Raw genomic sequence first — 19,825 nt, 5'->3', positions numbered from 1 at the left:
GTAGTTAATAGGACGGTTACGAGACAACACTAATTTCAATTATAAAATAACCAATGTTATAATTGAAAAAGATTAAATAACATTCATTTTACAACATCATCAACATTTAAATCAATACTAGAATTATAATGGAAATTAAACTTGGAAATAATCTCTCATTTGGCTGGATTATCATTGCCTTTGCTATTATTATGGCCTGTGGTATTTACATTGCTTATCGAAAACAACAAGTGATCAAAATAAAATATGTAATTGCTGTCATCATCATGTTGGTGGTAGGAATTAATTGGCTTCTGGAAAATTAACATAGACTTCCCTGTATTAAGCCTCTCCTTAAAAGATAGTAGCAATTCTAGATTTACAGCCGATCGCATCAATGCTTCCTTCTCAATAGAAATCTTTTACGGGTAAAAAGACGCAAAGAACCTATTCATGTCTATTTAGAAACTTATGAAGTTACAATATGATATTAAATCACTTAAAAAAAAACGATCGTTATATGGTAATATTTTTTTTCATCATAATATCAGTCTGCGCGTCATTACCCAACTTAAAAATATGCTTATCAAACTCGATAAAATCATTTTTTTTGTAAAAATTAATCGCTCGCAGATTTTGTTCCCAAACACCTAACCATACATATTTGACCTGTTTATCATGTGCAATCTGAATTGCTTTTTCATATAGTATTTGGCCAATTTTTTTCCTTGATATTTCTGTAATACATAAATTCGTTCGATTTCCAAACTCGCTTCATTTTTCAATTCGGTTTGTGACCTTCCATAATTTAGTTTTAAATAACCAATAACGTATTCATCATGTACCGCAAAATAGAATTCAGAGTTCCTATTCCCTAATTCTTCCGTGAGCTTTTTAACAGAAAAACCATCTTCTAAATATTGTTGCATATTTTCCTCCGAGTTGCTGTTGGAGAATGTTTCAAAGAATGTTTCTCTGCCGATTTTCTGCAGTACAGTAATGTCATCAAGAGTGACTCTTTTTATTGCTATATTTTGCATAGTGTTATCTTATCTGGTAAAAATTCCAATTCATATTTAAACATTTCATATTTTCTTTAGCTTCTACAATCACAAAAATTCTACCTTACGTAAGTGCTAATACAGGTATTAAATATCTCAATTATCAATGACATATCCGATTTTTGATTAAATTGCATGATGGATATTCAGCAGATTAAATACTTTCTTACATTAGCCGATGAACTACATTTCTGGAATACTTCTGAAAAGTAGGTATTACTCAATCAGCACTTAGCAGGCAGATTATGGCCTTGGAAAGCGAATTGAATCTCAAACTTTTTTATAGAGACAAGAGAAATGTAAAATTAACGGCCACAGGTGTGTTTCTAAAGGATAAGTGGCAAGCAGAACTCATTAATCTTGATATCATACAGCAGCAAGCTCTTCAAATCCATTTAGGGGAGTGTGGCACACTCAAGTTGGCATATCCAGATTCCTTGTCTTCAGCGATCCTGCCCGACATGATATCAAAAATTTCGTCCGTTTCCGAAATTAAAAATAGAGCTGCTACAGCTTGCTTATGAAGAGGAAGAAGAATCACTAAAAAATTACAAAATTGATATGTTATTCAGCAGAGATATCAACCACTCCCCATTTATTAATTCGAAAAAACTGAGTACTGAAAATCTTTGTCTTGTTGTCCCTGAAGATCATGATTTTAAAACTAGCGACGATATTTCTAACGCTAATCTCAGTGCTCAAAAGTTTATACTCACCTATGGAGGATTAAATAGCAGTTATGCTACTCTAATTAAAAAGGTTTTTGCCCATTATGACATAGATTCAGAATCCTACATTTCTTGTCAATTTGGATCAACTATTATACCTCTGATTAGAAAAAGGCTAGGTGTTTCTATTTTACCCCAATCATATGATCTCAACAATGCAACAGGTGTTCGTTTCATTTCACTACCTTTTTATACAGATCTTTACATCAACTGGCGTAAAGATGATCCCAATATCATTATTAAAAACGTCCTTAACCTAATCTAATTATTTGAATTCCTTACCATTTCAATATGTACGATACCATCCTCAATGTATACATCACCAATTTCCACAAATCCGAATTCGTTATAGAATTTTTTCAGATAAAGCTGTGCACCAATTCGTATAGGCGTAATACCAAACAGCTTTTCACAAACCGCTATTGATTGTTCCATTATTTCTTTTCCTAATCCAAGCCCCCTATAAAGCGGAGATGTAATTACTCTTCCTATAGATACTTCCTCAAAACTCAATCCTTCCGGAAGAACTCTAGTATATGCAGCTAACTTGTCATCTATATAGCACATAACATGTAAACTCTCCTGATCTTTGTTATCCATATCCTGAAAAACACAATGCTGTTCTACCACAAACACCTCGCTTCTAAGCTTTAATATTTGGTAGAGCTCCTCATTAGATAGTTCTTTAAATGATTTTATTGCATATATTTTTCCCATAATCAATTTTTCATCTTATTTTTAAGCTATTTTGTAATTTGTATTTTTTACCCCATTAACATGCTGTAAAATTACCCAAATAAAAAGTTTTGAAAAATGCTATTTTGTGATTATCTAATTCAATTTTTGCATCAAAAAATGACTCTATTTTATTTCTCACCCCTCATATTTCCAACCCTATGCGCATAAAAAATGGAGACAACCTAAGAAAAAAAGCGAAGCATTCCTAAGTCGCTCCCAAAATATATAAAATAATATACCCCGAAATCACAAGAAAATAAGGGTAATAAAAAAAGATTAAATAAATAAGATCTGCTCGTCAAAAAACCGTCCTGTTCATCCTATGGGGCTTTGATAAATACAAAGATCTCAGCGCTGTCAATTCCAAAGATTCGTTAGTTAAAGTTTGGTTATCCATTGCCAATCCAAATTGCTTTCCAACATTCCCAAAACTATATATTTCAATCTCTCATGATATGACTATTAAAATTTTGTTGTCCAAAAAATCAAAAATACCTCTGGAATTTTACATATCTTGATTTTAACAAACAATCAATACGGCTTCCTAAACCATATATAATAACAAAAAGTATCAATCAATTAATAATTGATACCTAAAAAGTATAACTCATTTATTTCATTTATCTCCCTGTCGCTGGATCAAGAGAGTAATTTCAATACGACACATGATCACGTTGCTGAACAGTAAAATATCGTTGCATAGAGAATCATGTTAATGACAAAAAAGTTATTGTTAAATCTAAAATGTCCCTAGCTGAGTAACTTGACCGACTCTATAAGGCTAAAAAAGTATGTGCTCCCTCTTACATTGAGAAAAACATACAACTGGTCAAGGCTTCAAAAGTTAATAACAAACGATTCATATTATTTTTATGAAAAAATGGCCTAGTTTTCACTAAGCCATTTCTTTTATTACAAAACCACAAGTAATTATCAACCTACCTTAACATGTTGGGCTGGTCTATAAGATGTGCTGTCTTTTGGAAGGATCACAGTTAAAACTCCCTCTTCATAACTTGCTGTTAAATTGACATTGGAGACCTGCTCGTTCAGCTGGAACGATCTGCTGAAAGATTGCGGAATAAATTCACGGTACATATACTGCTCTTCGCTCTGTTCCTGCACAGGGGCTTCATACGAAATTGTCAATATTTTATCTTTTATTTCAATTTTAAACTGTTCTTTCTTGAGACCAGCAGCATAGAGTTGAAGTGTAAAAAATGAACTATTCTCTTCGATATTGACAAGTGGACGTATATCACGAGAAAACTCATTTCTAAACTTTCCAAATTGCTGCTCAAATTGATTTTTTAAATTGCCGTATTTAGCAAAACAGTCTGCGGTGTTATTATTTCTATTAAACATTGTCTTTGTATTAAAATTAATTGATCGGGATAATGGCGAAATTAGTGTGTTGAACTTCGTGAGAAACTGGACGCAATGGCGAACTGTTATCTGTTCTAAAATCAGGTGCAACGGGGGTCCAATATTCCCGCAACATTTTTTTAGATTTCTTATTACGCATCCTGCTTGCTATAAATATCCCTACCGCACTCAAGATCGTAGCTGCTACTAATAATTTAAAAAGCAGTCCGATGACGAAGGACAGTAAACCTACAACGATTGTTACTCCTAAGAGCTTTGGTATGATAAATCGAATTTTATTTTTCATGTCTTGTTTTTTTATAATTATTTTAAAGGCCTTTTGATAGAAGACGCACTTGAATCCATAATACTTTAAAAAAAATATCTTTTTTCAAAGTATTATGGGCCTGAAAGAAATTGTAGCGTATAAAAAAAGAGCAACAAAATGAATTTCGTTGCTCTTTTTTACTTTAATCTATATTCCTTTTACTGCTTTTTAATTTCATCATCATTTCTATTCCGATCGTGGCAAGCTGCTGAAAATCTACGTTTCCATTCTGCTTTGAATCTGGATCTATCCTCATCACTGAACTGTTGTGAAGGGTTGTTAAAATCATGTCCATGACACATGTCACCTCTACGGCCTTTAAATCTAAAACCACCAAAAGAATCTTCGATAAGAGTAGAAGACCAAAAGCCTGCCAAAAAGAGATTATCTTTAAACCAAATATTTCGGGCATAAGTACATTCCAGAGTAACTGTACTCCCCATACAAATAATAAGGCAAGTGTGATTCCGCAAGGGATCATAAAAAAAGTTTTTTCTTTTTATTGCCACTAAATCTATTGTTCATAAGTTATCTTTTAATATTAAATTTCATTATAAAGCACGCGAAGCCTTTCTCTCAGATGCTTCACAGCATATCCTTTACGACTGATGATAGTCTTTATGCTTTCTCCTTCCTGATCTGCTATTTCCTGTAGCGTCATATCTTCAATCTCATGCCATAAAAATGTATTTCGCTGTTTTTCGGGCAATTCATCCAAAGCTTTCATAAGCTGATCCCAAAAAAGATCTTTGAACATTTTCAGCTCGGCATCATTTGTATCATCAGCCAGTAATATTTCTTTAATCTGTATCTTTCCCTCATCATCTTCATAGGTATGATCTTCCAAAGATTCTGGTTTCTTTTTACGATATAGATCTGTTATCTTATTTTTAGCCACCGCATAAAGCCATCCACTCATATTCTCCAACTGGTCGATATTAGAAAGCCGGCTTGTCTGATACCATACTTCTTGCAAAATATCTTCAGCATCCTCTATCTTTTTAACCTTTCCATTGATGAAACGAAGCAATTGTGAGCCATAGTTTTTGACGACCTCGGATATTGAAGATGTTTTTTATAAGACATGTTTAAGGTATGAGTAGCATCCATGCATTTGTAGACGATCGTCACGGGTTATTACTTTAAATAATTCAAATTAATTTGTACTAGTCACTTAAGCATACTTATAAACGATGATGATAAAGGTATTGTTTTAAATATAATATAGTTAAAACATTTTTGCCATCACAATTGCTGCGCCATGTTTTAACTCGAAGAAATTTAGATTACAAAGGGACGATTTTTTAGATGTATTAGAATATAAAATCAGGGTAATGAAATATTCTATAATATAACAGCAATATAACTCTAAAAATTAGTTTTTGTCCAAACGAAAGTAGCTCTGTTTATTCAGTCAATCTGCTTTACTAATAAACCTCTCTTGTCGAGAAATAATTTCTCAGACAAGAGAGGTTTAGGATACAATGCAATAAATTTTCCAGAATTCTGAATGCATTGCATCAAAGTGATTAGAGCATGAATTTAGTCCCTAAGACTAGTAAGATCCTGAGCAGGTATAGGTAATTGTAGATTAGCTATTTCTGTATAAACCGATTCATTAACTTTTAATCCCCATTTTCTAAAAAAGTCCGATAAATCCTTTTGTGTGATTTTACAAGTTGTAAGCATAAAATAACGCATTTTGTCTTCATCGCTTGAAACGTTAGGCCTTTCCTCTCTATTTATTCTACTTAATTGAATATATAGATTATCTCCGAATGCCAATTGTAACTGATAGAACATAATAAGTTTGAGATCATTGTCTCCAGAATTATAATTTCGTTCAGATAAAGGTTTGAGAAAATAGTTACTTAGCTTCGGCCATAAGTTATTAGCTGTAATTCGACTTATTGGAAGGCCAAAACCTCTTTCAGAAGCCAACGAGTAAACATTGACCGTTGTTTCCGTTAATCCACCCCAGGTCCATCCCTTTTGTTGATAAGTATGCCCAACTTCATGCCAAATACCCCAGCCATTCGTATTGGAAAGATATTTCGGTTGTAACATACGATAAGATAGTCCTTCTGTATAATAAATAGAAATACCAGCGGCCATATAGCCGCCCGACGCCGAATCTCTTACAGTAATCAGGTGTTTATTATCTGGTATTGCATGAAGTCCGCTTGTACCACTTAAACCACTGATGTAGTTGGAAAAATTAATAATAGAATCTAAGCGATTGACAATAAGCTGCTGATCTTCATTTTTAAATAATAAAGCCTCGTCCATATTTGCGACTAAAACTGTTCGGTCTGATGAAAACACAACATCTGGCACATTATTCTTTAAAGAATCGAGCGTTCTTATCCACTGTTGATGTGTAGTCTTACCCTTTTGAAAGAAAGGAACAGGAATAAATCCTTGATCAAAGGAAATCTCGATTTCCCCAGTTGTTGTATAATTATTAGCTGTATAGATTAAATAAACCAAACCACCATACTCATCAACCGTAAATGTCTGCTGACCGGAAGTGAGATTGAAATACTGCCTTACAGGTCTTATGTTATCTCTAAAAGGAGTACCTATGGCAAGTCGAGCCGCTGTATTACCATTAATTACATGAACATTTACAGTGATCGTACTGTTTGGAGCTGCATAATAACCTGTGACCTGCATATCGTTGTGATTGGCACAAAACTGTAATCGATCTGCTACCGTCGCCGCTGATGGAGTAACTTTAAAAAGCTGGACCGAATCTGCAATAGCTAAACCTTGTGGTTCTGGATCAGAAATGACAGGTTCCCATCCCTCAGATACTTTGCATGAGGATAGATAACTAAACAAGGATAATACAAACGCATAAAAACATAATTTTCTCATCGATAATTTAATTTAAGTTTATAATATTTCACAACTATAATAGGTTTTGGTTACCTTCTAGTTTACTATAAAAGTGATTCTTTATTTAAATTTGACAAAATAAAAACACGAAACAAACGATTGCATAAATCACGAAAACGTTGTTTTGAAGAATCAAGAATATTCTAAATCATTCATAAAGAAGTACTAAAATGAATACCTTATAAAACTTTAAATCGGAGAAATTATTAATGAATAACGATTTATAAATAGTAATCATAGAAAGATTATAATAGAATTTTTCCAGTATTAGACCTCAACATTTTAATTATTAAAATTGTAGCATTACTTCGTTTTTCTGCGTTTATTTAAGTATGAAAAAGATCGTGATATTATCCATGCTCGTAGGCCTACTTTCAGGCTGCACAATGAAAAAGACTGGTGGTATGAGTACAATAGTTCTAACAGGAGAAATAACTCCGTTAGGAATGACTACTTTTCAATATGGAACACATAAGATAAATTCGGAAAATAAAACCTATGCATTGCAAAGCTCTCGCGTCAAGTTAGATGAATTTGTTAATAAATCAGTCACTCTAAAAGGTAAAAAAGTTTTAGGTTATCCAATTGAGAGTGGTCCTGAATTAATAGAAGTATCGGAAATTTCATTCAAATAAACTACCAAAGCTCAAAAAATATGCTTCGTCAATTCTCTTTAATAATTGGTGTAGGAATTATAATGTTTACAGGTTGCCAAAATCAAAAAACAGTAAGCTCTGCAAGTAAAACAAAACAAACTCTTACAGTAACTCCCAAACTGGCAACACATTTGAGAGCCGATTCTAACAATTTAACCACCGATTCTGTGATATTATCCTTCACTGTGGCAAACCACTCAGATACGATGCAGCGTTTTTGTAAATGGGAAACACCTTTTGAACCCTTTTTAGGTAAATACATGGAAATTATAGATGTTCAAGGGAACGAAGCCGAATTTACAGGCCCTATGGCCAAACGGATGATGCCGCCTCCTGAGGAAAGTTATATTCAAGTACCTCCTCATGATAGCGTGAGTACTGTATTTAATCTAGCAAAAAACTATTCCATAAAACCGGGAAAGTACACCGTCAAATACACTGGAGGAGGTATTAGTGGTCTCAAACCAGATAATGAAATCAAGATCGTAGTACTTGGCAAGTAATTTAGTGGAACGCAATATAGAATTTAAAGTCCAAGTTTTACCAACACTTTCAGTTATTACAATAATCAATTAGATAATGAACATTTTTCTTTATATATATATAAAAACACCTGGTAAATTAAAAATCCATCACAAAGATATCTCTGCAGATGAATTAATAAGTTTAGATGTCTGAGTTAAACACAATAAAAATCTAGCTTTCAAAATGAAAAGTAACTATAATAATAATAATAATAATAATAATAACGATTAATGAGCCATTCTATTAAATCATGAAGTGATGCACTTAATTGCGATTTTCGCAATGATGTACGACATCATTTAAAACTACCTTTATAATAAAATATTGAAACGATCTTTTAGTACTGTTTTAGCGGCATGATAACCACACATACCGTGTACTCCTCCCCCTGGAGGAGTAGAAGATGAACAAATATAAATCTGTTGATTGGATGTTCTATAGGGTCTTAACTGTACCGTTGGTCTGGTAAATAATTGCCGGATATCTATAATACCACCATTAATATCTCCTCCAATATAGTTTGGGTTGTAGGCTTCCAATTGTGCTGTATTCATTGTACTTTTTGCAGTGATTCGTTCTTTGAATCCCGGTGCAAAGCGTTCAATCTGATTTTCAACTGCAACAGAAACATCTCTGATCGAACCATTAGGTACATGACAGTAAGCCCAAACAGTATTTTTACCGGCAGGTGCTCGGCTGTTATCGAATTTACTTTGCTGAGCGAGCATTACAAATGGTTTTTCGGGATATCCGCCTTTTGATGTCAGGGATTCAGCAGCAGCTATTTCTTCATAAGTATTACCTAAATGAACAGTAGCAGCATCTCCACATCGCTCATCTAAAAACGGAATTTCTCCATCAATAATAAAATCCATTTTAAAAACCCCCATGCCGTAGCGATAAGATTCTAGCTTTTTTTGTAGGCAGTTGACAATCTATGTCCTGCTATTTTTAAGATCTGCTTCGGTGTTAGGTCAAACATAACGGTATTATACGGTGCCAGCTCATCAATATCTTCTACAAAATAATTAAGTTTTAATTCGCCTCCTAAAGAAGTGTACAAGGAAACTAATGCATCGGCAATAGCCTGTGATCCGCCCTTAGGAATAGGCCATCCATATTTATGTCCAACAGCACTTAATATCAACCCTATTGCTGAAGAAGCCATATTAGTGAATGGCTGAATGGCATGCGCAGACATACCTGCCCATAATCCTCTTGTATGAGTTTCCTTGAATTTATTGACCATTGTAGCCGCTGGTTTTAAAGCCTGCAGTCCAAATTTAGCCAATAGAAGGGGGCGTTTCGGAAATTCAAAAGGACCCATTGTTGCAGAAGCGATATAATCCCATTCGGAAACAATAGGGTCAATCAAATCGCGGTACACCTTTCTGTCCAAACCTAATCCCTCGGCAGTTTCTGAAATAGAGCGACTTAAAAATGCCGAAGAACCATTATCAAAGGGATGAGCAGCCTGGTACTTAGTGAAAATAAATTCCAGTCCGTGCGCCCTCAAATCCAAAGCGGTAAAAAACGGAGAAGCAAAGCCATTGGATGGATAGCAGAACAGATATCATGTCGATATCCCGGTTCAATCAAATCGGCCGTACGCATGCCTCCTCCAACAGTATCACGACCTTCAATGATGAGCGTAGATAATCCTGCTTTCTGTAATGTAATACCTGCGGCAATTCCATTAGGTCCTGAACCGACTATAATAACATCATATGTTTTAGACATAATCGAAGATAATGTTAAAATTTAGTAATCGCATTGGAAATATCCATAATATTTAGCTCAGGTCTTAAACGCAAAATTAAACTTGCCGCTATTCCTGAGCGATAGCCAGAAGCACAGTGTACAAGTACCGTTTTTCCATCAGGAATCTCTTGCAAACGCTCCGTTAACTCTGAAAGTGGAATATTGATTACCTTATCGAAATATTTATCCTTGGCTTCTTTTTCAGTTCTAACATCAATAATGGTATATCCGTCTTGATTAGCCTTAAGAAGATCCGAATCAAAATTATCTATACTTAAATCTGCGCTGTTTTGATTATAGACAAATATACCCTTAACAAATGCTTCATATCCAATCTTTGCGGTTTTCAATAGCATAGGCTTGATTTCTGACACCTCTGAAACCACGATATAGAATCCCTGATGAGGGGCAATTAAAGTGCCTAACCAAGTCTCGAATTTATCAGCATCTGGAATATTTAGTGCTCCCTTCCTGTGTGCTATTCTAAAAGCTGAAGAAAGACGAGTATCAATAAAAAGCGCACTTTCTTCCCAATAATTATTGTCAAGTATTGGAACAGCTGACAATGCTTTATGCAACTCATTCGCCCCTAATTTATTGAGTTCTACATTATAAGGGAAATATTGGGGAATATCGGGCTGATCGAGCAACAGTTGCCTTACAAATTCATCCTCATCGAGCCAAGTGAAAGCAGGGTTGGTTCGTTTCTCTTCCCTAATTGTACTTTCCTTCACATTGCGAATAGCATTACCACAGTGAGAGCCTGCCCCATGTGCAGGATAGACAACGGTTTTATCTGGAAATAGTGCGAAGATATCCTGCATCGTATGAAACTGCTGCTTTGCCAATTGCTCACGCTGAGTAGTAAATTCGCCTGAATATGTTCGTAAATCTGGCCTGCCTACGGAGCCAAACAATAAGGAGTCGCCCGTAAAAACAGCATGTGGCTCTTTGTCTTTTTCTAATACAACAGAAATACTATCTGGAGAATGTCCAGGTGTAGAGAGCGCTTTTAAACTAATAGATGGACTTAATCTAATGGTGTTCCCTGTATCGAAAGGCTCAAACTCAAAACTTGCTTTCTGTAATTTACTAATATAAATCTTCGCCTTGGTATAATTAGCGATCTCGAGATGGGAACTGACAAAATCAGCATGCGGATGAGTTTCTATAACACCAATGATCGTTGCCCCATGCTCTTTGGCAAAAGTATAATAAGATCCTGCATCACGTGCAGGATCTATTAAAATAATTTTTTTATCTACTAAGACGGCGTAGGAGAAATGTGCTAAACCTGAATCAAAAAATTGATAAATAATTTGTCTATCGTTCACTTTTTTTGTCTGTGCCCATATACCTGTCCCAGCTAGTAGTAGGCTTTGCGTGAGAAAACTTCTTCTATTTATCATCTGCTTTAACTATTTTTCTTCCTGACTGTTCCCAGCCGATTATCCCATCCTGAAGATTGTATACTTTTTTAAAACCATGCTCAATAAGCCATGATGCAGCCTTACTACTTCGGTTGCCAGATCGACAATAAATGTAAACAGGTCTTGATTTATCTAAAACCCCAATTTGAGCAACAAATACTGTCGAATCTTTCCAATCGGCCTGGGACGCTGCTTCAAGATGCCCTAAGGCATATTCTTTTGGAGTCCTCACATCAACGAGCTGATGCCGCTTTCCAGAGATCCCTTTCTCAAATTTTGTCACGGTAAGATTTTCATACGATTGCGCATTGACACCAGAACATGCTATCATTACCAAGACAAATAGAACAATTAATTTATTGTACATAAGTATATTTTTTATTTTCTGAAAACCAGCCTTTTCCAAGTAAAGGTTGCTCTGGAATTCTATCTAAAACGACTTTAATAGAATCAAAACTCACATCTTGACCGGATAGCACGATCTGTTCTGTGGAAGGTCGTTCATATTTCCATTTGAGAATACCAATGCTATCACGGATTGCTGTTTGATAAAGTTTTTTGAGATTAACTTCATTTTCTTTTTTATTTTCCTTTTCGAAGTTTTCATTAAACTTCCTTCCTTTATTAACGACATAAATCGCATTCTCCAAAGAATCAATTTCATAATATAGATATACTCTACCGCCGGCACGGCCAGTAAACTCATAATCTTTAAAAAGATCTGTCTTATGGGGAGTTCCATTTCTTAGATCTATAGGTTGTTTTTTATTAACTTTATACACTAGTGTTGAGTATCGTTCAAATACGGCATCATGCCAACGCACTGAATCATAAGGCGAATAGGTTAAGGTATCGCCATTTAAGATAAATTGGCTAACCGTATAATGGCCTACTGCCTTGGAAAATCCTGGAATAACGGGTTCTTTTAATCGCCCCTGATAATAATGAAAATCATAGCGGTAAGCACCATACACAAAGACAAATACCAAGATAAAAAGTGCTTTAGCAAGATAATATCCACGCCTTTTAGTCCTACTGTCCAACTTTATACGATAATACTGTGGCGTAATTGCTTCTTTTTTGATAAACAACCGATATAAATCTGGAATATACAGGATCAATAAAAACAAGGATAACAATACAAAGTAAGAACTATAGACATGAACAGCCCCGTCATAGGCAAAATTAGCATGGGCAATATTATATAATACACCTGCATTGATAATAGCTCCAATGGCCGTCGTGGCTCTAAAAAACATCAATGTACCCGCTCCTATTTCTAAGAAACCTAAGAATATCTGATACCAAACAGAAACTCCTACGGACTGCCAATATAATTTAAAAGGTGCGTAATCGCCCAGATCGGTATGCAGGTTTGCAATTGAAGGAAAAGGCATCTGCATCGGATAAAATTTAATAAAACCGAATGCAATCAATCCTAGACCGATACGATAGCGAACCAGTACTCTAAGCCAATAATAAAGTTGATTGTATGACAAGCGTTGGCGCCCACTAGCTAACCAAGTCCAGATTGCGGTTCCAATAGCCGAAATAATTGCCGCAATAGCCCATGTGGCATAAGAATCTATTCCCCACTTACCACTTTCTGACGAAATCTCTATAAATTCCGGTCTGAAACCGGAGACATTCGCCAATAGTCCATAAAATGAAAAATCTTCAAATAACTTTTTATACCAGGAAAATTGAATGGGAACTACCAGTAGTATAAAAAAATAAAAGCAAATCTAAAACTTATTTTCTCCCAAGTAGACCAAGCACGATATATAGAACTTCTCTCCGGATACATATTTTTTATAGCTGACATTGTGAAATAATTTAATAAATGGAAATTGGTTTTCTACGGCCTTTGTCTAAGAGGTATTCTTTATTAATTTTGCGCAATTTAACCTGTAGGGACTCTCCTTGTTCATTCTTTCCTAACAGCAATAACACATTTTCACCACTCTTTTGCAATTCAAATTGAAATGATTGTATTGCATTTCTCTTATTTATTGCACGGATCTGATACCGTCCATCTGGAACCTGAGCAAAGGTATAACGGTAAAATTCCCGACCACCATTTCCGATATTTTCAAAATTGCGAAGTGAATCAGCTTGCCAAATAATACGAGGTTTATGAAGATCTGCTTTGATATCTGATTTTCGTTTTATACTAAAAGTATTCCAAGATTCAAACACCACATTTTGCCACCGACTACTGTCGGTCAGGGAGTAGGCTAATGTATCTGAATTAAGAACAAACTCATCCACGTTGTATAAACCTCGGATATGCGCTATTCCAGATTCCTTTGGGTATGGGTAATTACTACTTTTCCAGGAGCTGTAGGTCAAAAATCCAAAAAGTATAAAAAATAGTAAAAACCCACCTTTGAATAGTACCCTTAGTTTTTTGAGAGGCTGTGAAACTAGCGGATTAACAATCTCTGGCTGTGTTTTCACCTGCCGAAATACTGCATTAAAAAAACGTGGTAAATCATAGGAAAATAAGGTAATGGCAATTAATAATAGGAATAGACTATACACCTGTTCTCCCAATTCATACACAAAATTGACAATGACAATATTGGCTAAAAGAGCAATTAACACACCTGCCCCTACTGCTACTGTTTTTCGGAATACCAAGAGTACACCCGCAGTTATCTCTAAAACTCCTATGCCCGGAACATACCCAGCTTTAGTGATTGCAGTACTTAAGTAATAAATCTTCCATAATAAAAAATCGCCGTATTCGGTATTATAATCACTAAGCGTTGGAGCTGGAAACTGAACCGGTACCAGCTTAACTATTCCTGAAGCAATAATGCAAAAGCCAAACGATAACGTAAAAGTACCCTAAGCCAATAGTAGAGCTCATGTTCTTGACTCTTCCGCTTTTTAGTCCATATAACAGCACCAAAAAAAGCAATAACTAAAGCTATGAGCCAATTATAAAATCCCTCAAAATGATTCCCCACATAATCGCTTTCAGCTATAAACGATGTTCTGAAAGTCGCTAACTGATATGCAGATTCAAAGCTGAAGTGCCGAAGAGCGTGATACAAATGAACATCATATGGGAGTGTCAAAATAATAAAAAAGATAAATAAAAGCCGGATGGAGAAACTCTCAGCTGAACTCCATTTTTAGTTGAAATAGCTATTTCCATAAAAATATTTATTTATATTGAGGATTTTGTTCTAGATTTTTATCGATCAGAATCTGCGCATACGGAATTGGTAAAAGAAGTCGAAAATCTTCATCTATTCCAAGAACTGTTTTTGCACGTCTTGTGCGCACTAGGTCATACCAGCGATGATTTTCAAATGCAAACTCAATCCGGTTCTCCTGTTCTATGGCTAATAATAATGTTGCTTTATCAGCTATATTAAGTTCCTGAATATCGGCACGTTTTCTGATTACATTTAAGTCTGCAAGAGATTTGGCAATATCATTATCCTGCGCATATGCCTCCGCACGGATCAAGTATAGTTCAGCTATTCGGATCAGATATGCTGGATCTGTTCCATTAGTTCTATAATAGAGATTGCCGAACCAATTGTCCACACCATTTAATACTACTTTAGAAATTAAAGATTGACGCGTTCCCGCGATCGATTTATTATTTAATAAATTAACAATTCCCATTGAAGGTCGGATCCAGCCAACACCTCCCTTTGTACTGGGTTGCCATTGATAAGCCTGGGTATTAACGACATTGGTTGTATAATATAATTCCAATATGGATTCATTTGTTCCTGAAGCATTGTCTGCAAAAAATGAAAAGTAAGGTGTTAAAAGATTATAATTACTTTTATCATCAATTAATTTGCTGGCATAAGTAATTGCTTCTTTCCATTCCTCCCGATATAGATGGTAGCGTGCGCGAAGTGCCCAAACTGTTTTACGGGTTGCACGGATACGATTGGTACTATTGGGTAAAAGTTCTTCTGCTTTTATCAAATCTGCCAGTACTTGCCGGTAGGTATCTGCTAAAGAAGATCTTTTTAAATTCTCTAGATTGCTGGAAGAAGATGTTGGGACTAAGACAAGCTGTACCCCACCCCAGGTTCTACCTAGATCAAAGTAAGACAATGCCCGAAGAAAATAGGCTTCTCCGACCAGTTGATTTCTTACCGCATCTGTAAAAGTTGGAGTAACCGATAGGGCCGGTACTTTAGCAATCACATTATTCGCACGGTTGATCGTATTGTATATCGCAGTCCATGCTGTGGCTAAAGCGGGTAAATCTGCTCTTACACTGTGATTGGTTAAAGATTGGTTCACAATCTGGCTTCCTGTATATTCAATATTATCGCCGGAGAAAAAACCGATAGTCTGAAATGTATACCCGTAATATCCGTCTGACTGCAACTGATTGTATATCCCTCTAACGGCAGTGTGTGCAGAATTTTCATCATTGATTGTCACCTGATCAGAGGTAGAAATCCGAGGATCTATTTCCAAAAATTTCTCGCATGAGGACAGTGTAAACGTCACGGCCAAAGTCCATATATAGCTATATTTAAGAATTTTCATCTGTTATTTTTATCTTAGGTGAAATTATAGTGTTAGGTTAAATCCAAGCTGAAAGCTTCTGGGCTGAGGTGGAGTTCCGAATGATCCAAGTCCCTGTGCATTCGGATTTGAGGTAACATTAGATTCAGGATCTCCTGTATATTTTGTCCAAAGGAACAAATTCGAGCCTAGAAAATATATCCGAGCATTACTAATTCCAGCTTTACTCAAGAAAGATTTCGGCAGTGTATACCCTATCGACAATTGTTTAAGCCTTACAAAGGATGCGTCCTCTAAATAACGGCTGTTCTGATCAATGGTATAGTTATTCCCTATCGATGTTAATCTGGCACATCGGTAATATCACCATCTTTTTGCCAACGGTTTAGCACATTTTCAAATACTCCCCCGCTAGTAGGGTTACGTTCTCTAAAATAGCGCTCCAGATTTAAAGTGTAGTTACCAAATTGATAAGACAGCGCTGCGCTGAGATCAAAGCTTTTATAGCTGAACGAATTATTTAAACCCCCATAAAATTTAGGATATGCATTATGCATAATTTTGCGGGCATTTACTGGAACTGTTCCATCTTCCAGCTGACCATCAAATATGGCATTTCCGGTTTTAGGATCAACAGATAACTGCTCATAGAGCCAGAATGAATTCAAAGATTGTCCTTCTTTTAAAATCACCCAATCACGTGTATACTGCGTAATTTGGGTCGGTAGTTTTTCTATTTTGTTTTTATTTCCTGAGATATTGAAACTACTTTTCCACGTAAAATTTTGATTTTGAATATTAACACTATTAATAGTCAACTCATAACCTTTGTTACTCACTTCGCCAACATTGGCCCAATACTGGGAAAAACCAGAAGAAGTCTTAATCGGTTGTTGCAGTAAAATATTGGAAGTATATTTATCGTAAACATCCAGGGTAATAGATAATCTATTTTTAAATAACTCTGCATCAAAACCGATATTATACTGTGCTGTTGTCTCCCATTTCAAGTCATCATTACCAAGTTGCTGAGGCCCTATACCTGGTAAAGGAGAACCGATAACATCGGCATACGAACTACCTCCGGACCAAAGTCCCCGTGAAGCGAAATTGCTGATCCCTGACTGATTACCTGTAATTCCATAGGATGTTCTAATTTTCAGGTCATTTAACCAGTTTACATCTTTCAAAAAGTCCTCTTGCTTCAGTCGCCAAGCAAGCGCGAAAGCTGGAAAATATCCCCAACGATTATTTTTTCCAAATTTGGAGGAAGCATCAGCTCTTAATGTCGCTTCTGCAAAATATTTATCGGAATACTGATATCCTGCTCTTCCGAAAAAAGAAGCAATAGAGTAAGCTGTCCAGTCCTGAGATGAAGTACGGGTAGAAGCTGAAGAAATTAATTTATAACTATTGTTGGCAAATCCATTACCTTCTGCGTACAAATAATTCAAAGTATTATGCTGCAAGGTATTGCCCACTAAAGCCGTAATTTTGTGAACGCTATTGAATTGTTTTTGATAGTTTAAGGTCTGCTCATTAATCCAAGTGGTATTTTCAGAAATTCCTGACGTTGCTTGTCCATTGTTAGCTCTTCCAATACTAGTATTGGTATTCCAGTACTGATTTTCATCATATTTGTTGTAATCAGCACTAAAACTGCTCCTGAATTTTAAACCGGGAAGTATATCTGCTTCAGCGAAAACACTTCCGATATAACGTAAACTTAATGTATTGACATCATAATTATCAACTAATACATAAGTATTATCAGATCCTGTAGCCACCCCTTCCTGATCGTGTGTCGCTGTATAGGTAGCCGAAGAAACTGCAGAATTCCACAAACTGACCTGCGGACCGTCACCTGTACGTGCTTGATTTCTTTTTGTTCTAGCAATATTACTTGTAATTCCGATCTTAATGCGTTCATTTAGCTGTTGATCAAAATTAAACTTAAAATTTGCTCGTGAGAAATCGATAACTTTAAAAAATGCTTCTTGATCTGTATACCCAGTACCTATATAATATCGGGACTTATTTCCTCCACCTTGAATACCTAAACTATAATCTTGCACACGTCCATTTCTTAGAATAAAATCTAAACGATCATAGGTCTGCTGCTCCTCAGGTAGGCCACGACCTCCTTCGTTAACCGGTCGAAAAGGTCTGTTAGAAAAGTTTTGATTTAATGATGGTTTATCGATCCCCGAATTAATCCACCATTCATTCGCTAATGCCGCGGTTTCTGGTCCAGATGCCAAATGTGGCAAAGTCGATTTATCCGCTTGAACAAAACCATTGGAAAGATTAAAATCAATTTTTGTTTTTGCACCATAACTTCCCTGCTTAGTCGTTACAATAACAACACCATTAGCTCCCCTAGATCCATAAATTGCTGTTGCTGAAGCGTCTTTTAGTACTTCTATCGATTCAATATCTGCCGGATTTATATCGGCTAGTGGGGATGTAGTACGACCTCCTAAATTTGCATTTTGTAAGCTTGTATTGTTTAGAAAGACTCCATCAATAATATAGAGCGGATCACTGCTTGAATTAATAGAAGTCGTACCTCTGACACGGACAAATATACCTTCTCCCGGAACTCCAGAATTGGCTACGACCTGTAATCCAGCTGCCTTCCCCTGTAACTGAGCATCAAAACTGGCTACAGGTATTTTATTGACTTCCCCTGCATTAATCTTTGTGATGGCACCAACTACATCCTGTTTTTTTGTTGTTCCATAACCGATAACGACAACCTCATCCAAATTAGAAGCTGTGGGCAATAATTTTATGATACTTTTGGGTGATGTGATTTCTACAGTTTGCGATTGATAACCCAGAAAAGAAACGATGACTGTAGCTGGTAATTTTTGTCCCGTAATAAATTGAAAATTTCCATGACTATCTGTTTGGACAGAATGTGTCACACCTTGCAGCTTTACAGTCGCCCCCACTATTGGGTTTCCATTAACCTGGTCAACAACTTTCCCTTCAAAAGCCGCATTAACAATAGGAGTAGATTTACTTTGTGCATGGGAATAGGTTGGTTGCCCTAAATGCACAGTTAGGACAAAGAGTACCTGAAAAATCAGATACTTTTGATTTTTTTTCATATTCTTGTAGAAAATTAAGGTAAAAAAAGGTTTCTGACGACAACGCCAATTGGGAATCAGAACCTCATCTAATTTTTAAAATGGGGGAAGCTTGCTTCCCCTTTTTGTTAGTTTGTCGTTTTAACAACACATTCGAGAATCGTAATCCAGGTATTCGGAATGGAATAGGATGGATGAAAAATTAAGGAAGAAATTAAACATCATCTTCATAATGTCCAAAAAGGTTTGAGTCATCAAGCGTAGAATAATATTTCATACTGCTGTTTTTTAGTTAGGTGATTGATCCTGACTGTCTCTAATCAGGGTTTAGTGTGCTTATTCTTTAAAACACTTTGCAAATATAATTTTTTATCCCAATAAAAACTACTAATCCTATAGATTTTATTACACTCATAAATAAAATAGATTTCACGCTAATAAAAGGGACACTAAAAAACTAAAGTATAGGCTTACTTAGCTTATTTTTATTCTCATACTAATGTTCCTGTTCTATCATACATGAATGATTTTTTCCTCATATTTGCTACGGGCAAATCTGAAATTTCTATTGATCCTGCTAAAATCGAGAACTGAGTGCTATGATAGTCAAAAGATTAAAAAATAAATCGTTGTTCACAAATTAAAATATTTATCAGTTTAAATAAACCCTCTTTAGTTGGCTGTTACAACGGTAATGTTTGTTTCGTAGTAAGCTCGTAATAAAAAAACATCTGAACATATGT

20 protein-coding genes and 1 pseudogene are annotated in these 19,825 nt (G+C 35.6%); 5 read left to right on the top strand and 16 right to left on the bottom strand.

Translation table 11 applies throughout. From position 1 onward, the window contains the following. Window positions 1-128 precede the first annotated feature (128 nt). Window positions 129-305, top strand: coding sequence for a hypothetical protein (locus tag L950_RS30490; protein ID WP_021189353.1), 177 nt, complete (start codon window positions 129-131; stop codon window positions 303-305). Between the two features lie 190 nt (window positions 306-495). On the opposite strand, the pseudogene L950_RS17345 reads toward L950_RS30490, so the two are convergent. Continuing rightward, window positions 496-908 (bottom strand): annotated as a pseudogene (locus tag L950_RS17345) (GNAT family N-acetyltransferase). A 347-nt stretch (window positions 909-1,255) separates the two neighbouring features. Here L950_RS17345 and L950_RS30485 point away from each other — a divergent pair. Both L950_RS30485 and L950_RS30480 read left to right on the top strand, forming a co-directional pair. Further along, window positions 1,256-1,564 (top strand): LysR family transcriptional regulator, encoded by a 309-nt coding sequence (locus L950_RS30485; protein ID WP_262507123.1) that lies wholly within the window; start codon window positions 1,256-1,258, stop codon window positions 1,562-1,564. Continuing rightward, a complete protein-coding gene (locus tag L950_RS30480; protein ID WP_197086505.1) occupies window positions 1,539-2,033 on the top strand; it encodes a LysR family transcriptional regulator substrate-binding protein in 495 nt (164 codons plus the stop codon). Before L950_RS30485 ends, L950_RS30480 begins: the two co-directional genes overlap by 26 nt. On the opposite strand, the gene L950_RS17335 is transcribed toward L950_RS30480, so the two are convergent. From L950_RS17335 to L950_RS17310, 6 genes are all read right to left on the bottom strand, one after another. Then, window positions 2,030-2,485 (bottom strand): GNAT family N-acetyltransferase, encoded by a 456-nt coding sequence (locus L950_RS17335; RefSeq protein WP_021189351.1) that lies wholly within the window; start codon window positions 2,483-2,485, stop codon window positions 2,030-2,032. The two genes, L950_RS30480 and L950_RS17335, sit on opposite strands and share 4 nt — an antisense overlap. 954 nt (window positions 2,486-3,439) lie before the next feature. Then, window positions 3,440-3,871, bottom strand: coding sequence for an Hsp20/alpha crystallin family protein (locus L950_RS17330; RefSeq protein WP_021189350.1), 432 nt, complete (start codon window positions 3,869-3,871; stop codon window positions 3,440-3,442). Window positions 3,872-3,887: 16 nt separating this feature from the next. After that, window positions 3,888-4,178 (bottom strand): hypothetical protein, encoded by a 291-nt coding sequence (locus tag L950_RS17325; RefSeq protein ID WP_021189349.1) that lies wholly within the window; start codon window positions 4,176-4,178, stop codon window positions 3,888-3,890. A gap of 179 nt (window positions 4,179-4,357) precedes the next feature. Then, window positions 4,358-4,642, bottom strand: a complete 285-nt coding sequence (locus tag L950_RS17320; RefSeq protein ID WP_231577373.1) for a hypothetical protein — start codon at window positions 4,640-4,642, stop codon at window positions 4,358-4,360. A gap of 98 nt (window positions 4,643-4,740) precedes the next feature. After that, a complete protein-coding gene (locus tag L950_RS17315) occupies window positions 4,741-5,229 on the bottom strand; it encodes an RNA polymerase sigma factor (RefSeq protein WP_021189348.1) in 489 nt (162 codons plus the stop codon). Between the two features lie 512 nt (window positions 5,230-5,741). Continuing rightward, complete coding sequence (locus L950_RS17310) at window positions 5,742-7,079, bottom strand: M60 family metallopeptidase (RefSeq protein ID WP_031287893.1); 1,338 nt, start codon at window positions 7,077-7,079, stop codon at window positions 5,742-5,744. A gap of 353 nt (window positions 7,080-7,432) precedes the next feature. On the opposite strand from L950_RS17310, the gene L950_RS17305 reads away from it, so the two are divergent. Together L950_RS17305 and L950_RS17300 are read left to right on the top strand one after the other, a co-directional pair. Beyond that, window positions 7,433-7,735, top strand: coding sequence for a hypothetical protein (locus tag L950_RS17305; protein WP_021189346.1), 303 nt, complete (start codon window positions 7,433-7,435; stop codon window positions 7,733-7,735). Between the two features lie 20 nt (window positions 7,736-7,755). Then, window positions 7,756-8,259 (top strand): hypothetical protein, encoded by a 504-nt coding sequence (locus L950_RS17300; RefSeq protein ID WP_021189345.1) that lies wholly within the window; start codon window positions 7,756-7,758, stop codon window positions 8,257-8,259. Window positions 8,260-8,592: 333 nt separating this feature from the next. On the opposite strand, the gene L950_RS36725 is transcribed toward L950_RS17300, so the two are convergent. The 9 genes from L950_RS36725 to L950_RS17265 all read right to left on the bottom strand — a co-directional run bounded on the left by L950_RS36725 (window position 8,593) and on the right by L950_RS17265 (window position 19,103). Beyond that, window positions 8,593-9,156, bottom strand: coding sequence for a phytoene desaturase family protein (locus L950_RS36725; RefSeq protein ID WP_316930680.1), 564 nt, complete (start codon window positions 9,154-9,156; stop codon window positions 8,593-8,595). Between the two features lie 32 nt (window positions 9,157-9,188). After that, a complete protein-coding gene (locus L950_RS36720; RefSeq protein WP_316930679.1) occupies window positions 9,189-9,803 on the bottom strand; it encodes a hypothetical protein in 615 nt (204 codons plus the stop codon). Next, the gene (locus L950_RS36715) at window positions 9,794-10,021 is read right to left on the bottom strand and encodes an NAD(P)-binding protein (protein ID WP_316930678.1); all 228 of its coding nucleotides are present in this window, start codon (window positions 10,019-10,021) and stop codon (window positions 9,794-9,796) included. Before L950_RS36715 ends, L950_RS36720 begins: the two co-directional genes overlap by 10 nt. 14 nt (window positions 10,022-10,035) lie before the next feature. After that, window positions 10,036-11,451, bottom strand: coding sequence for an MBL fold metallo-hydrolase (locus tag L950_RS17290; RefSeq protein ID WP_021189344.1), 1,416 nt, complete (start codon window positions 11,449-11,451; stop codon window positions 10,036-10,038). Then, window positions 11,441-11,839, bottom strand: a complete 399-nt coding sequence (locus tag L950_RS17285; RefSeq protein WP_031287890.1) for a rhodanese-like domain-containing protein — start codon at window positions 11,837-11,839, stop codon at window positions 11,441-11,443. Before L950_RS17285 ends, L950_RS17290 begins: the two co-directional genes overlap by 11 nt. After that, window positions 11,829-13,127, bottom strand: a complete 1,299-nt coding sequence (locus L950_RS17280; protein WP_021189342.1) for a hypothetical protein — start codon at window positions 13,125-13,127, stop codon at window positions 11,829-11,831. Before L950_RS17280 ends, L950_RS17285 begins: the two co-directional genes overlap by 11 nt. A 181-nt stretch (window positions 13,128-13,308) precedes the next feature. Beyond that, on the bottom strand, window positions 13,309-14,115 hold the full coding sequence (locus tag L950_RS26885) for a hypothetical protein (RefSeq protein ID WP_052764450.1): 807 nt from the start codon (window positions 14,113-14,115) through the stop codon (window positions 13,309-13,311). A 531-nt stretch (window positions 14,116-14,646) separates the two neighbouring features. After that, complete coding sequence (locus L950_RS17270; RefSeq protein ID WP_031287889.1) at window positions 14,647-16,008, bottom strand: RagB/SusD family nutrient uptake outer membrane protein; 1,362 nt, start codon at window positions 16,006-16,008, stop codon at window positions 14,647-14,649. Window positions 16,009-16,328: 320 nt separating this feature from the next. Further along, window positions 16,329-19,103, bottom strand: a complete 2,775-nt coding sequence (locus L950_RS17265) for a SusC/RagA family TonB-linked outer membrane protein (protein WP_052764447.1) — start codon at window positions 19,101-19,103, stop codon at window positions 16,329-16,331. Window positions 19,104-19,825: the final 722 nt, after the last annotated feature.

Origin of the sequence: Sphingobacterium sp. IITKGP-BTPF85, assembly GCF_001006065.1 — a bacterium.
Taxonomy (GTDB): domain Bacteria; phylum Bacteroidota; class Bacteroidia; order Sphingobacteriales; family Sphingobacteriaceae; genus Sphingobacterium; species Sphingobacterium anhuiense.
Note: the sequence above shows the minus strand (reverse complement) of the source record. Positions and strands in the feature narration are given on the sequence as shown.

Excerpts from the sequence above, each read along its gene's own strand:
- L950_RS17320 (WP_231577373.1), bottom strand. The coding sequence starts at position 4,642 with ATGGGGAGTACAGTTACTCTGGAATGTACTTATGCCCGAAATATTTGG.
- L950_RS17330 (WP_021189350.1), bottom strand. The coding sequence starts at position 3,871 with ATGTTTAATAGAAATAATAACACCGCAGACTGTTTTGCTAAATACGGC.
- L950_RS17305 (WP_021189346.1), top strand. The coding sequence starts at position 7,433 with ATGAAAAAGATCGTGATATTATCCATGCTCGTAGGCCTACTTTCAGGC.
- L950_RS17270 (WP_031287889.1), bottom strand. The coding sequence starts at position 16,008 with ATGAAAATTCTTAAATATAGCTATATATGGACTTTGGCCGTGACGTTT.
- L950_RS30490 (WP_021189353.1), top strand. The coding sequence starts at position 129 with ATGGAAATTAAACTTGGAAATAATCTCTCATTTGGCTGGATTATCATT.
- L950_RS17285 (WP_031287890.1), bottom strand. The coding sequence starts at position 11,839 with ATGTACAATAAATTAATTGTTCTATTTGTCTTGGTAATGATAGCATGT.
- L950_RS17310 (WP_031287893.1), bottom strand. The coding sequence starts at position 7,079 with ATGAGAAAATTATGTTTTTATGCGTTTGTATTATCCTTGTTTAGTTAT.
- L950_RS17265 (WP_052764447.1), bottom strand. The coding sequence starts at position 19,103 with ATGAAAAAAAATCAAAAGTATCTGATTTTTCAGGTACTCTTTGTCCTA.
- L950_RS17290 (WP_021189344.1), bottom strand. The coding sequence starts at position 11,451 with ATGATAAATAGAAGAAGTTTTCTCACGCAAAGCCTACTACTAGCTGGG.
- L950_RS17335 (WP_021189351.1), bottom strand. The coding sequence starts at position 2,485 with ATGGGAAAAATATATGCAATAAAATCATTTAAAGAACTATCTAATGAG.
- L950_RS17325 (WP_021189349.1), bottom strand. The coding sequence starts at position 4,178 with ATGAAAAATAAAATTCGATTTATCATACCAAAGCTCTTAGGAGTAACA.
- L950_RS36715 (WP_316930678.1), bottom strand. The coding sequence starts at position 10,021 with ATGTCTAAAACATATGATGTTATTATAGTCGGTTCAGGACCTAATGGA.
- L950_RS17300 (WP_021189345.1), top strand. The coding sequence starts at position 7,756 with ATGCTTCGTCAATTCTCTTTAATAATTGGTGTAGGAATTATAATGTTT.
- L950_RS36725 (WP_316930680.1), bottom strand. The coding sequence starts at position 9,156 with ATGGATTTTATTATTGATGGAGAAATTCCGTTTTTAGATGAGCGATGT.